Source organism: Rhizobium mayense (genome assembly GCF_030272705.1).
GTDB lineage: Bacteria > Pseudomonadota > Alphaproteobacteria > Rhizobiales > Rhizobiaceae > Rhizobium > Rhizobium mayense.
Map to the genome: position 1 here is coordinate 24984 of NZ_JARFYM010000045.1, position 13543 is coordinate 38526.

Sequence of the window (13543 nt, forward strand, 5' to 3'; positions counted from 1 at the left end):
GATCGGCTTCATCCCGCCACTACAGCTTGTAGCCGATCTTTCGCAGCAGGTCTTTTCGCCACGCAATGTCGGTATCGGTTTCGACACCCAGTGGTGAGGCGCCATCCACCACGCCGAGCACGCCGCGGCCCAGCTCCGTTTGTGCGACGATCACCTGTGTCGGGTTGGCCGTCGCGCAGTAAATGCGGCAGACCTCTGGCACCGCGCGCACCACGCCAAGCACGTTCACGGGAAAGAATCCGTCGCCCAGGAAGATTAGAAAACTGTGGCCGGCGCCAATAGCCGAGGCGTTGTCGCGTGCAAGGGCGATCGCGGCTTCGTCATTACCCGACCACCGCACCAGCCGCTTGCCAGAGGCCTCGCAGAAGGCCAGCCCAAAGCGAATACCGGGAACCGCACCCACCAGCGCCTCGTGGAGGTCCTCCACAGTCTTGATAAAATGCGACTGACCAAAGATGAAGTTGGAAGCGTCTGGCTTAACAATCGGCACCACAGCAAGTTCCATGGCTGCGCTCCTTCAAGGCCCGCACGTGATGGTAGGTAGGCGAATGGAACGTGATTTCAAGCCGCCACAGGCGGGCGATTGGCCTCTGCGCCCTGCCACCGTTTGGCCTGACCCGGTCGCGCCGGCGCGCTCGGACAAGTGCCGGCATAGTCCAGGTCGAATTTTTTCCCCGGCAACGCATCGTCTCCCGGAATGCCTGCAGCAGGCGATCGTCAACGGGGTCGTTCCGCAGGATCAACTGATGGCGCCGACGCTATCCCGCATGGCGGAGATAGCGAATGGGCCGCCCGAGGGAATTTGCTTCGGCAGCGGCAAGAATGCCCTGCGTATCGATCCCGTAGTGTCGGTAGAGATCGGTGATCGTCCCGGTCTGACCGAAGTGCTCGACGCCAAGCGCCCTCGTCCGATGCCCATGAACGCCACCCAGCCAGGCAAGCGTTGCCGGATGGCCGTCGAGAACGGTGACGATCGTGCATTGGCGCGGCAGATCTGCCAGCAATCTCTCGATGTGGCTCGTCGCTCCGGGCCTTCCCCGTTCCCGCGCCTGCTGCGCCGCCGTCCAGCCCGCATTCAGCCGGTCCGCGGAGGTGACCGCGAGCAGGCCGATGTCGCGCCGGTCTTCGGCCAGAAGCCCGGTTGCCGCGATTGCCTCAGGCGCGACGGCGCCGGTATATGCGATGACGAGATCGGCGTTCGGTCCCGGCTTGCGCCACCAATAGCCACCGTCAATTATGCCTTTTGCCGCCACCGCATCGAATGTTCTGTTGGGCTGCTCGATTTGCCGCGTCGACAGCCTGAGATAGACCGCGCCACCCTTGGCGTCGCGCAGCCAGGTACTGCCGTCGGCCTCGTCCGGGCCTGAGCGCTGTATGTATTCGAAGGCAAAGCGCATGATGACCGCCATCTCGTCCAGATAGGCGGGTTCGAAGCTTGCCAATCCGTCCTGCGCCATGCCGATCAGCGGCGTGGCGATCGATTGATGGGCTCCGCCCTCCGGCGCCAGTGTGACGCCCGACGGGGTGGCGGCCAGAATGAAGCGTGCATCCTGGTAGCAGGCGTAGTTCAGGGCATCCAATCCGCGCTCGATGAAAGGATCATAGAGGGTGCCGACCGGCAGCAGCCGCTCTCGGTTGATGGAATGCGAAAGCCCCAGCGCCGAGAGCATCGTGAAGAGGTTCATCTCCGCAATGCCCAGCTCGAAATGCTGTCCCTGCGGCGATTGCTCCCAAGCATAGGTCGACGGAATGCGTTCCTTGCGGAACAAGTCCCCCATCTTCTCACGGGCGAAAAGCCCACGGCGATTGACCCAGGCGCCGAGATTTGTCGATACGGTGACATCCGGCGACGTCGTGACGACATGATCGGCGAAATCTCCCTGAGACTTTGCGATTTCATGCATGATCTGCCCGAAACCCTGCTGTGTCGACGCCATCGCCGGTATTGCGAGCTTCAGTTCGCCCGGCACCTCGATCAGCGGCGCGTTATGCTGCCTCTCGCGGCGGCGGAAGAAGGGCGCGTGCTTCACAAAGGACCGCAACCCGTCCTCGTCTTTGACGCCGGCGAATTGTTCCCACTCGGTCCCCGGCTCGATATTCATTTCTGCCCTGAGGGTCTCGATCTGCGCGGGCGTCATGATGCCGGCGTGGTTGTCCTTGTGGCCGGCCAGCGGCAGGCCGAATCCCTTGATCGTGTAGGCGAGGAAGCAGACGGGGCGGCGGTGCGTCTTGGCGGCGTCGAAGGCCTCGATGAGCGCCGGCAGGTCGTGACCGCCCAGATTGGTCATCAGGCGCGCGAGGTCTTTATCTGATCGCCTCTCTATCAGGGCCGTGACGTCACCCTGGTCGCCGATATCATCGAGCAGGCGCTTGCGCCACGCAGCGCCTCCCTGGAAGGAGAGGGCGGAATAGAGCTGGTTGGGACAATTGTCGATCCACGCGCGCAGTTTCTCGCCGCCCGGTTCGCTGAATGCCCGCTTCATCAGGTGGCCGTGCTTGAGGATGACGACATCCCAACCGAAATTCCGGAAGATGGTTTCGAATTTCTGCCAGAGTCCTTCGCGGATCACGGCGTCGAGGCTTTGGCGGTTGTAGTCGACGATCCACCAGGTGTTCTTCAACCCATGCTTCCAGCCTTCCAGCAGGGCTTCGAAGATATTGCCCTCATCCATCTCGGCGTCTCCGACGAGGGCGACCATGCGGCCGGGCTCGCCACCCCAGCCTTTCGCCTGGACATAATCCTGCACCAGCGAGGAGAATAGCGTCTGCGCCACGCCGAGACCGACGGACCCCGTCGAGAAATCCACGTCGTCGATGTCCTTGGTCCGCGATGGATAGGATTGGGCTCCCTTGTAGCTGCGGAACGCTTCCAGTTTTTCGCGTGTCTGGTTGCCGGCGATATATTGGATCGCATGGAAGTTGGGGCTGGCATGTGGCTTGACCGCGACCCTGTCCTCCGGCTCGAGAATATCGAAATAGAGCGCCGACATGATTGTCGAAAGCGAGGCGGAGGATGCCTGATGGCCGCCGACCTTCAGCCCATCGTCGTTCGGCCGCAGGTGGTTGGCGTTGTGGATCATCCAGCTTGAGAGCCAGAGAATCCGTCTTTCCAGTGCTGCCAGGTTGGCGATGCGATCGTTCATGGTTTTCCTCCCAGTTAGAAGAAATCATAACTTGTCTAATCTATCGGTGTAGCTAAATTGGTGCCCGTCATCGTGTATCTGTAGCTCGACCAGCTAAGATTGCTCCGCTTAGTGGTGAAAGGTGCTAAATTGAAGCTGGATCATATCGACCGAAAGATAATTGCGGCGTTGCAGCTCGACGGACGCATGACGACTCAGCAACTCGGCGACCGCATCGGCTTGTCTGCGTCGCCCTGCGCGCGGCGCATCCGGCTCCTGGAACAGGCCGGCGTCATCAAGGGATACGCGGCCATCATCGACGAGGCCCTGTTCGGGCTCCCGGTCAGCGCATTCGCGTCGATCAAGCTGTCGCGTCAGCATGAGGACGATCTCGATCGTTTTGCAAAAGCGGTCTCGCGCTGGCCGGAGGTGGTCGATTGCTACTTGATGACCGGCCAGCGGGACTATTTGCTTCGTATCGTGGTCAGCGACCTCGCCGAATACGAACGGTTTCTCAAGGAAAAATTGACACGGTTGGACGGCGTCGCATCAATCGAAACCAGCTTTGCGCTGACCCAGGTCAAGCGAACGACCTTCCTTCCGGAAACATAACAGGTCATCGACAGGCGGCGCGAAATCGCTGGAACCCCGGAGCCGACCGTTGCGGCGCGCTGATGGATTGCCAGTCCTTGGTCCAGCTTGCCAACCGTCGCTCGCGAACCGTCAACTACCCGGCCTTTACCAGAAACTGGGGGAATTTAGAAAAATAATTCAGCGCAATCGAGCACGGCGAAAATGAATAACCTATTAAAATACTAGATTTCATCGAATTTTAGGTTCCGATACTTCCGGTGGCTGAACCCTTCGCCACTTCATCTGGTATCGAGGAGAAATTCGGTGACACGACAGATCAAATTGGGCGCGTTTCTGCCGGGTGGCGGCCAGCACATCGCCTCATGGCGGCACCCGGACCAGCCAGTGGATGGCGCAACGAACCTTCGGTTCCATATCGAGCTTGCACAGGAAGCGGAACGGGGACTCTTCGACGCATATTTCCTTGCCGATGGGCTCGCGGTTGCCTTTGGCGGCGGCATTGAAGGCGGCAACGCACGGGTGGTCGGATTTGAACCGGTGACGCTTTTTTCTGCGCTCGCACCCTTTACCAAGCACCTCGGCTTCATTGCGACCGCATCGACGACCTATGAAGAGCCATATTCGGTAGCACGCAAATTCGCGTCCCTTGATCTTATCTCCGAGGGGCGGGCCGGGTGGAACGTTGTCACGACAGCGACCGAAGCGGCTGCCCGTAATTTCAACCTGGACCAGCAGCTGCCGCATGCTGCTCGCTATCGCCGCGCGGTCGAACATGTCAGCGTCGTTAAGAAGCTCTGGGAAAGCTTCGAGGACGATGCTTTCCTTCGTGATCGGACGAGCGGTGTCTATTTCGATGTCAGCAAGGTGCATCGCACAAACCATCGCGGTGAGCATTTCAAGGTCGAAGGACCGCTGAATGTCAGCCGCTCTGCGCAGGGACATCCTGTCATCGTGCAGGCCGGCCAATCCGACGACGGGCGCGATCTTGCCGCCGCCACGGCCGAAGTCATTTTCACCGCTCACCAGAAACTTGAGACCGCACAGGAATTCTACCGCGATATCAAGAACCGGGCTCGGGCGCTTGGCCGCGATCCATCGCATGTGTTGGTCATGCCTGGCGTCTCGCCCTTCATTGGCAGAACCGAAGCCGAGGCGCGCGAGAAATACGAACGCCTGACGAGCCTGATCATCGAGGAAGACGGACTTGCGCTCATCAACGGCTTGAGCGGCGGCGAACTTGATCTTTCCGGTGCCGATCTCGATGGCCCCCTGCCTCCGGCGCCGCCGACCGAAGGCATGAAAAGCCGCCAGGACCTGATCCGCCGCATCGCCGACGAGAACAACTTTTCCATCCGCCAGCTGTACCAGTGGATTGCTTCTGCAAGAGGACACTACACGATCGTCGGCTCGGCCGTGCAGATCGCCGACACGCTGCAGGAGTGGTTCGAAAACGAAGGGGCGGACGGGTTCAATATTCTGCCACCCTGGCTGCCGACGGGTCTCACCGACTTCGTCGATCTCGTCATCCCGGAGCTTCAGCGAAGAGGTCTTTTCCGCACCGCCTATGAGGGCAAGACGCTTCGCGACAATCTCGGCCTTCCTTTCCCGCACACCCGCTGGGCGAACACCCAGTCCGAAGCTGCAGAATAGCCGATACCCAACAAGGAGACATCGACATGGCAGTCAACGATGACCAGCAAGCCGTGCTGCGGGATTTTCGGGGCGCGTCGTTTTGGCGAGAAGGCGCGGGCAGAGACATCCTGTCGCTTGCGGGCAATCTCTTCTCACGCTGGGGGCTGCTCTTTGCTTTTGCTTTCTTCTGGCAGGTCGCACCATCGCTCGGCTGGACCAACAAGGCGGTGCTGCCGCCGCTCAGTATTATCGTTCATGCCCTCTGGAATGGCATTACCGTCGGCACCTTCTCCAAAGATATCCTGATAAGCCTGCAGCGTGCCGGTATCGCGTTTGGCGGAGCCGCCGTCGTCGGCATTCCGCTTGGCCTGTTCATGGGTCAGATTCGGATTATCGAGCGTGCCCTCGATCCGATCCTGCAGCTTTTTCGCCAGACGTCGGCTCTTGCGCTCTATCCCGTCTTCATCCTGCTTCTCGGCCTCGGCGAGGCGTCCAAGATCTTCGTCATCTTCTGGGCAACGCTCTTTCCCATCCTTCTTTCGACGATCGGCGGGGTCAAGCAGGTCGACCCCAAGCTCATCGAAATGGCGCGCGTCTATGGCGCCGGCAGGCTGACTGTCTTTCGCCGTGTCGTATTGCCGGCCGCCTTGCCGCAGATTTTCGTCGGCCTGCGCCTCTCCGCAACAACTGCCCTGTTGCTTCTGATCGCCGCGGAGATGATCGGTGCGAATTCCGGTGTCGGCTTCCAGGTCATGAACGCGCAATACAATTTCCAGATCCCCATGATGTTTGCCGCAATCCTGCTCCTGGCGCTGCTCGGGCTGTCTGCGAATTTCATGCTGGAACGCCTGCAGGCCCGGCTTTGCCGATGGACCCAGGTCAAGAACTGAAGCGCATCCATTCCAAGCGCTTGATCCAACATAACTTCAGGAGATCAACATGCACATTCTGCGTCGTTCCGGCGGTCGTGCCCTCGCGTTTACTGCCAGCATATTCTTCGCGGCTTCCAGCCATTTCGCTGCCGCTGCCGAACCAGAACCGGTGACGATCCGGTTCCTCGCCAGCCAGGGCGGTCTTGCCGCCCATGAGCTGGCCGACGCGCTCGGCTATTTTAACGGAACCGGCATCACGCTGAAGAACGTCGGTTATGCTCAGGGCGGTCCAGCGTCGCTCTTCGCGCTGGCCTCCGGTGATGTCGAGCTTGGAAGCGCCGCGACCGCGGCCGTGTTGAACTCCGTTGCGAGCGGCAACGACTTCGTTGCGGCCTATGCCTCGAACGGGATCAACAAGACGACGGAAAGCATTTTCTACACGCTCGAGGGAAGCCCTATCCACTCGATCAAGGATCTCGCCGGCAAGACGATCGCCGTCAACACACTTGGCGCACATCTGGATTATACGGTGCGCGAGGCGCTTCATTCGGCCGGTCTTCCCGAAAACGCAGCAAAGCTCGTCGTCGTACCAGGCCCGCAGCTTGAACAGGTCCTTCGTTCAAAACAGGTCGATGTCTCCGCTTTCGGCTATTGGCAGAAGACCTTCGAGGGTGCCGCACTCAAGAACGGTCCGCTCCAAAAGGTCTTTGGCGATACCGATGTGCTTGGGGAGATCGCCGGCGGATTTGTGGTTTTGCGGCGCGATTGGATCAAGGAGCATCCGCAGGCGGCCAAGACCTTCGTCGAAAAGTCCGAGGCTGCCCTCGAATATGCCCGCCTCTATCCCGAGGAGACGAAGGCCGTCATCGCAAAGGTACTCGCCTCACGTGGCGAAAATGCCGACATTGCTCAGTACTTTACCGGGTATGGTGTGCGCGAAGGCGGCAAGGCGGTAACCCGCGATCTGCAGTTCTGGATCGACATCCTCGCACGCGGCGGCGTCCTGCAGCCGGGCCAGTTGAAGGCCGAGGATATTCTCTACAATCCCGCCAATTTCGCTGTCGCCAACTGAGGGGCCGAGACATGAGTGTTGCTGAACCGGTCGCTCGCGGCGAAGTTTCGATCCGCAATCTTTCCAAATCCTATTCCCTGAAGGGCCGGCGCCTCGACGTTCTCCAGGGCGTCAGCAACCATATCCGTGCCGGCGAGAGCCTTGCAATCGTCGGAGCATCAGGGTCTGGCAAGACGACGCTGCTCCGGGTGCTCGCCGGGCTCGAGGATGCGGATCGTGGAGAGGTCCTGATCGACAGCCAGCCAGTTCATGGAGTTGGTCGCGACAGGGCCGTGATCTTCCAGGAGCCGAGGCTCTTGCCCTGGCTGACCGTGCTCGACAATGTTGCCTTTCCGCTGGAAAATCGCGGCCTTGGTAAGTCCGAAGCCAGAGCGAGCGCGAGACACTATGTCAAATTGGTTGGTCTCGCCGACTTTGCCGACGCCCTCCCATCGCAGCTCTCGGGCGGCATGGCCCAACGCGTCGGTATCGCCCGGGCGCTCGCCGTAAAGCCTGAGATTTTGCTGCTCGACGAGCCCTTCGGAGCGCTCGACGCCATGACCAAGATCACGATGCAGGAAGAACTCGCGCGCATCTGGCGTGAAGAGAGAGTTACGATGATCCTCGTGACCCATGATCTCGAGGAAGCCGTTTATCTCGCAGACCGTGTGCTGATCCTGCCCAAGGACAAGGGTGGGCGAGCGCGCGAGATCGACATCGATCTTCCGCGGCCCCGCAATCGCAGTGAACCGGGTTTTGTGCGGTTGCGCGAGCAGCTCCTGAACGAATTCGGCCTGCATTGAGGACGCGTGACAAGCGCGGTTGAAGGAGAATTGAATGTCCAGACGTGACGATCAGATGAGCCCGGGTGCCTTCCTGCTCTATACGGGACACGATGTAGCAGCATGGCGCCATCCAGATGCCTCCGACAGCACGCGCTTTCGGGACTTCGTGCAATTTGCGCGTATCGCGGAAGACGCCAAGTTCGATGCCGTATTATTTTTGGCGGATGGTGTCAGCGCTCGTATCCATGACGCCGCAGCAGCGAGCCGCTAGGCGCATTCAGGCTTTTATCTCTAAAGGCCGTGCGATCCGTCATAACCATTTCTCGGTGGCATAGCCCATCCCGCAGGAAGCCGTGACGGCCGGTAGACTTCTACCACCAGCGGATAGCAGTGTGCCGTATCCGATGAATGCTCCGACGAACAATCGCCACCGGGACAGGCGGACATGCAACCAACGAGGTCGATTTCCGCAAAGAACTCCAGAAAATCGCCAGGCCGGACTGGGCTTGCCTTCATGAAATACTGGCCGGTATCGCGAGTGAAGCCCGTGCACATGAAGACATTCAGCACGTCGTGGATATGGGCCTCCGCCTCACGAAGGCTTTTGCCCGAATGACGTGCGAAGGCGCGGGTGAGGTTGGAATGGCAGCAATGATGATATTGGCTGCCCTCGTGCAGCAGATTGTTGGTATAGGGATCGCATCGGGTGCCGATGACGTCATGGACGGCGCCGCCGAACTCGTCGAACCCGTACCAATCGAGCGTGTCGTGGGTAATCGTCGCAATCGGACGTAGGAAGGGCAAATTGGAAAACAGCTGATCGCCCAGCCCGACATGCGTGCCGTTGAGCGCGCGGGTCTTGCCGGTATAGAGTCGCTCATTAAAGTCATGGGCGTTGAAGAGGTTCAGGTCTCCCACCTGTGGCCCTTCGAAAGACAGAACTCTGCAGAAATGCCCGGCCGGAACCGTCCAGCATTCCGCTTCTCGCGGAGGCACGACGACTCTGGCTGTCAGCTCAAGATCGGAGCGGACCTCTCTATAGGCTGCGAGATTGGGGCGGGGCAGGGTATCGGTCGGATAACAGATGACCGGCGCAATGGATTTGCGGGCTTCTGCATCGGCGGGCGCGGCCGTTATCGAGTTCTGCTTCATGTCTTTTGTTCACCTGACCTGTCGTTTATTGCGGAAAGCTCGGACGCTGCTCTCATTTGCATGTCTGCAATGCGCCGCGAGCAAAGTCGAGCATCGGAAATCCGATAGCGCTTTGCGTGGCTAGACGCCATATGACAATCGAACGCGATTTGGGCCTACCGAATGGCGACGATTCAGATGAAGCGTGGTGTATTGATCGAAGCTGTGTGTCGTGACCTGCCTGCCTAGCGATGCCGCCGCCCCCGTTCAGAGGGAAATGGACGCGGTATGGGCAGTGCATTTCCGATTGCTTAAATAACGGTTTTCGGTTGCCGCTATAATGTTTCAGCTGAAACATTATAACTGACGATCAGTTGACCAGAAGGCATAGGGAAGAGTCAGGTGCCGAGCAGCTGCACGACCTCGTCGAGTTTGTTCTTCCGGCGCGCCGCGACGGCCACTTTCGCTCCTTTGGTAGCAACATGACGCGCCGTCTCTGTACCGATACCCGTGCCACCACCCGTAATCAGCACGACCTTATCTAGGCAGCAGCCGACAACCGATCTGTCGTGCAAAGGAAGCCAATCTTGCGACCTCTCTCCGATTGATCCGTGCGTTCAATCGAACTCTTCGATCAGCATGGCGCGGCGTACGGCGGGACGGGACATGATCTTGTTCATAAGCCGTGTCCAAGCGGGCCAACGGCCTTTCATTGAAAACCCGATGCGCTCTCCCCAAAGCCAGAAGACGAGAAGATAGATGTCGGCAATGCTGTATCCTGATCGAACTGCCCAATCCCATTCGTCTGAAAGGCGTTCCTCGATCCGATCGAAATGTTCTTCAATCCGCCACCAGCCTTTGGTGACCATCTCGCGATAAGTGTTTAGATCGAGGGCAACGCGATCCGGGTGCCACACCTGCGCGAAGGCCATCCCTGAAACTTGAATGGATAACCAGCTTAGCCATTCCAGGCATTGCGCCTCTCCATACGGGTCATGAGGAATGAGTTTAGCCTCGGGATAGTTCCGGGCCAGAAAGAGCAGGATGGCTGAGATTTCAGTCAAAAACCCCGGCTCGGCATCCCCTCTATCGGCGATCTCGAGACCATCGCGCCGGTTCGCATCGGAGACCGCGTTCTGCGTGGTAATCTTATTCAGAATGTCAGCCGTATAAGGCGACCCAATTTCCTCCAATGCGACGTGTGCCGCAAACAGCTCCGAGCCATTGGTGTAGAAGAGATGATACATCTGCCGTGACCTTCGAATGCGAGATGACTCTCACTGGCTCCCGGTTAGCTAAGTCTGACTGCGTTCCGAATATCATTTGCGGCCCCTTTGACAATGCGGAATTGCCGACGCCTGACTTCGGCTATGCTGAAGGCTGATTTTCGCTACCTTCGTCCGATGCGCTTCGACCTGACGGATCTTCGCCTTTTCCTAGCCGTGGTGAATGCCGGAAGCATTACCCACGGCGCGGCGGATGCCGGCCTGTCCCTTCCGGCTGCAAGCGAACGGCTCCGCGAGATGGAGATGGACGGGGTGGTTAAGCTACTGGAGCGAGGCCGGCGTGGTATCGTGCCAACGGAAGCCGGTGAAGCGCTTGCTCATCACGCACGCGCCGTCATGCATCAGATGTCGCAGATGCGTGATGAGATTGGACAGTACGCGAAAGGATTACGCGCTAATGTGCGCGTCCTTGCCAACACTGCCGCGACCGCGGAGATTTTACCGATCCGGCTTGCCCCCTGGTTGGCTGTACGTCCCCAAGTCGATGTCGAATTGCGAGAACGCCAAAGCACCGAGATCGCCAGGAGCATTTCCGCCGGGTTTGCTGAAATAGGCATACTGTCAAGTGCTGTCGAAACGGGTAGCCTCGTCTTGCGACCGTTCGCTATCGACCGCCTGGTCATAGTTGCTGCGCGTGAACACCCTCTTTCGCAAAGACCGCGTATTCGTTTTGCCGATGCGCTTGAATACCATTTTATTTCGCTAGTTGGAGGCGCCTTGCAGGACCATATCGATGCGCAGGCGGCCAAACTGGGAACCAAGCTCAAAAAGCGCATAGCTCTTCGCAGCTTCGATGGAATTTGCCGTATGGCCGGTGAAGGCGTGGGCATTGGCCTCGTGCCGGAGACGGCGGCACGGCGATATAAAAGGGCAACGCAGATTGGCATCCTTCCATTTCAGGACGCTTGGGCGACACGGCGGCTTTCGATCTGTGTCCGCAGCGAGAAAGAGCCGACACCGCTTGCGCTTGACCTCTTCCAGCATCTGGCGGCGAAAGAGCAATCGGAAGACCGCTAGTTCACGCCTTTCTGTTCAAGGCCTCAGCTCACGGCCGGGCACCCCATTGCGGTTTCATCAGATGGTGCAAGCGAGACCACCGCCCCCGGCGCCTCCTGCACAGTGGGCGCCGCTCGCGCTGCCGTCAGCAATTAAACTAAGCCTTGTTGACGCTTCCGGCGTAGATCTGATCGATGGTCGCGGCGAGGCTGGCGTCGAATTCGCCGTCGCTCATGGTGACGCGCAGATCTTCCGTCAGCGCGCGCGAGAAGCTCGCGATCATGCCGCGGTTGTGGCTGAGCTTCTCGCAGGCGTCGGCGCGGCTGTAGCCGCCCGAAAGGGCTACGACGCGGATGACAGCCTTGTGGGCGATGAGGGGTGCGTAGAAATCCGCGACTGTCGGGATGGTGAGCTTCAGCATGACCTGCGTGCCTTCAGACAACCTATCGAGTTCCCTGGTGATCTCGTCACGCAGAATGGCTTCGGCCTCCTGCTTCGTCGGGCTCTTGATAGAGACTTCCGGCTCGATGATCGGGATGAGCCCGTGGCGGAGGATCTGCCGGCCGATTTCGAATTGTTGCTTCACGATGGCGGCGATGCCGGTCTTATTGGCATTGGCGATGACCGAGCGCATCTTCGTGCCGAAGATTCCCTTCCTGACGGCGCGTGCCAGCAAGGCATCGAGATCGGGCATCGGCTTCATCAACTGAACGTCGTTTTCTTCAACGGCCAGACCCTTGTCGACCTTGAGGAAAGGCACAACGCCCCGATCTTCCCAGAGATAGGTAGGAACCGATTTCCCCTGGGCTTCGCCGTCCATGGTCTTTTCAAACAGGATGGCGCCGATGACCTTGTCGCCGGAGAAGCTCGGCGCCGTCATAATGCGCACGCGCATCTCATGCATCAGGCGGAACATCTCCTCGTCGCCGCTATATTCGGAATCTGCAATGCCGTAGAGACGCAAGGCGCCTGGAGTGGAGCCACCGCTCTGATCGAGGGCGGCAATAAAGCCCTTCTTCTCGGTCATCTGTGACATCTGCTTAGCGTGGACCATTCTTTTCCCCTGTGACACGTGCAGATTCTTCCCTGGTCCGAGCGAGCGTTGAAATGCGCGCGCGTCCGAAGGCGACAATTTGCATCGAACGTACAATGACTTGGCGTCGTGGCAGCGCAATCTCCGGAAGCCGGCGGCTTTCGAATTTTGCTGGCCAGATTACCACCAGATCATTGATCCCCTGTCCAGTCGCGAGAAGGCAAAATTCAAAGAAATACGAACAGCTTCGATATGTTTAAATCGATTTTTATATTTTAATCGGTTTGAATGTCACGGGCGAATAGCTGAACTCATTTCAGGAAGGTGGCCAGACGATCAAATGCCGTCCCGAACCCTTTCAGCGAAACGGACCACTGCATGTCGTTGCCGCCGCTATCGGGCGTCACCTTGATTCTGAGCGCCGTTCCGTTGCGCAAGCCGGCAAACATCTTCGCGTCGAAGCTCACCGGCGCAATGCAGCCGGCGGGTAGGCAGGTGCGGAATGCGTACGGCACGGAGGTTGGCCCGTCATCGATCTGGACGGTTGCTCCCTGTACAGGGCGAGGCCGAAAGACAGCACCATGGCGCCGTCCACGCCTGTCGAGCAGGAGGCCTCGCAAGGCTGTCCATTGGCACTATCGTTAGTCGGGTGCGGACGTCCTCGAAGGAATGGTTTGGCGCTGGAGGAATTGGGAAATGGCAGGATTAGAGATCAGCAAGACGCTTCGTTCGTGCTCTCCCTTCGAGGCAGCACGGTTGGTTGACGAACCTGACCTCAAGAAACTGTGCAATTCATCGCCGGCGGATCGACGTCGAGTACAGATCGAGCAGAATGTTTTCTGCCGGGCGCAGGGATGTAGTACCCAAGAGGTGATACGAGGCTAAACGCAGCAGCTCCCCAATGATCAAATTGTTCCATAATTCTGGTTATGAACTTTATTGTTGTAGCGGCTATTTAGTAATGCGACAGTTGGGCCAGTTAGAGATGCGACGGTCTCGCCTCTCGACGCACTGGTCAAAGCCAACGTTGGGAGCAAGGAT

14 protein-coding genes and 1 pseudogene are annotated in these 13543 nt (G+C 59.0%); 8 read left to right on the forward strand and 7 right to left on the reverse strand.

The window, feature by feature from the left end:
* Window positions 1–19 precede the first annotated feature (19 nt).
* Window positions 20–505 (reverse strand): adenosine-specific kinase, encoded by a 486-nt coding sequence (locus PY649_RS31320; RefSeq protein WP_285872806.1) that lies wholly within the window; start codon window positions 503–505, stop codon window positions 20–22.
* A gap of 253 nt (window positions 506–758) precedes the next feature.
* Complete coding sequence (locus tag PY649_RS31325; protein WP_285872807.1) at window positions 759–3143, reverse strand: transketolase; 2385 nt, start codon at window positions 3141–3143, stop codon at window positions 759–761.
* 129 nt (window positions 3144–3272) lie between these two features.
* On the opposite strand from PY649_RS31325, the gene PY649_RS31330 reads away from it, so the two are divergent.
* From PY649_RS31330 to PY649_RS31355, 6 genes are all read left to right on the forward strand, one after another.
* The gene (locus PY649_RS31330) at window positions 3273–3734 is read left to right on the forward strand and encodes an Lrp/AsnC family transcriptional regulator (protein ID WP_432761441.1); all 462 of its coding nucleotides are present in this window, start codon (window positions 3273–3275) and stop codon (window positions 3732–3734) included.
* A 285-nt stretch (window positions 3735–4019) separates the two neighbouring features.
* Window positions 4020–5366 (forward strand): LLM class flavin-dependent oxidoreductase, encoded by a 1347-nt coding sequence (locus PY649_RS31335; RefSeq protein WP_285872808.1) that lies wholly within the window; start codon window positions 4020–4022, stop codon window positions 5364–5366.
* A 26-nt stretch (window positions 5367–5392) separates the two neighbouring features.
* Complete coding sequence (locus PY649_RS31340; RefSeq protein WP_285872809.1) at window positions 5393–6238, forward strand: ABC transporter permease; 846 nt, start codon at window positions 5393–5395, stop codon at window positions 6236–6238.
* Window positions 6239–6287: 49 nt separating this feature from the next.
* Window positions 6288–7292: an ABC transporter substrate-binding protein gene (locus PY649_RS31345; protein ID WP_285872810.1), complete on the forward strand. Its 1005-nt coding sequence runs from the start codon at window positions 6288–6290 to the stop codon at window positions 7290–7292.
* An 11-nt stretch (window positions 7293–7303) separates the two neighbouring features.
* On the forward strand, window positions 7304–8074 hold the full coding sequence (locus tag PY649_RS31350) for an ABC transporter ATP-binding protein (protein WP_285872811.1): 771 nt from the start codon (window positions 7304–7306) through the stop codon (window positions 8072–8074).
* A 34-nt stretch (window positions 8075–8108) separates the two neighbouring features.
* Window positions 8109–8327 (forward strand): hypothetical protein, encoded by a 219-nt coding sequence (locus PY649_RS31355; RefSeq protein WP_349644454.1) that lies wholly within the window; start codon window positions 8109–8111, stop codon window positions 8325–8327.
* A gap of 20 nt (window positions 8328–8347) precedes the next feature.
* Here the strand turns inward: PY649_RS31355 and PY649_RS31360 are convergent, their stop codons facing one another.
* The 3 genes from PY649_RS31360 to PY649_RS31370 form a co-directional block, all read right to left on the reverse strand.
* On the reverse strand, window positions 8348–9208 hold the full coding sequence (locus PY649_RS31360; protein ID WP_285872812.1) for an urea carboxylase-associated family protein: 861 nt from the start codon (window positions 9206–9208) through the stop codon (window positions 8348–8350).
* A 377-nt stretch (window positions 9209–9585) separates the two neighbouring features.
* On the reverse strand, window positions 9586–9762 hold the full coding sequence (locus PY649_RS31365; RefSeq protein WP_285872813.1) for an SDR family NAD(P)-dependent oxidoreductase: 177 nt from the start codon (window positions 9760–9762) through the stop codon (window positions 9586–9588).
* A 42-nt stretch (window positions 9763–9804) separates the two neighbouring features.
* Complete coding sequence (locus PY649_RS31370; RefSeq protein WP_285872814.1) at window positions 9805–10434, reverse strand: glutathione S-transferase family protein; 630 nt, start codon at window positions 10432–10434, stop codon at window positions 9805–9807.
* A 156-nt stretch (window positions 10435–10590) separates the two neighbouring features.
* Here PY649_RS31370 and PY649_RS35080 point away from each other — a divergent pair.
* Together PY649_RS35080 and PY649_RS31375 are read left to right on the forward strand one after the other, a co-directional pair.
* Window positions 10591–10770: pseudogene (locus PY649_RS35080) on the forward strand (helix-turn-helix domain-containing protein); the annotation flags it as partial.
* 57 nt (window positions 10771–10827) lie between these two features.
* Entirely contained in the window at window positions 10828–11490 is a 663-nt protein-coding gene (locus tag PY649_RS31375) for a LysR substrate-binding domain-containing protein (protein ID WP_349644456.1), read from the forward strand.
* Window positions 11491–11626: 136 nt separating this feature from the next.
* Here PY649_RS31375 and PY649_RS31380 read toward each other — a convergent pair whose 3' ends face one another.
* Entirely contained in the window at window positions 11627–12523 is an 897-nt protein-coding gene (locus tag PY649_RS31380; protein ID WP_285872815.1) for a fructose bisphosphate aldolase, read from the reverse strand.
* Between the two features lie 290 nt (window positions 12524–12813).
* Window positions 12814–13122 carry an invasion associated locus B family protein gene (locus tag PY649_RS31385; protein WP_285872816.1) on the reverse strand — a complete coding sequence of 103 codons (309 nt, stop codon included), beginning with the start codon at window positions 13120–13122 and terminating at the stop codon, window positions 12814–12816.
* Window positions 13123–13543: the final 421 nt, after the last annotated feature.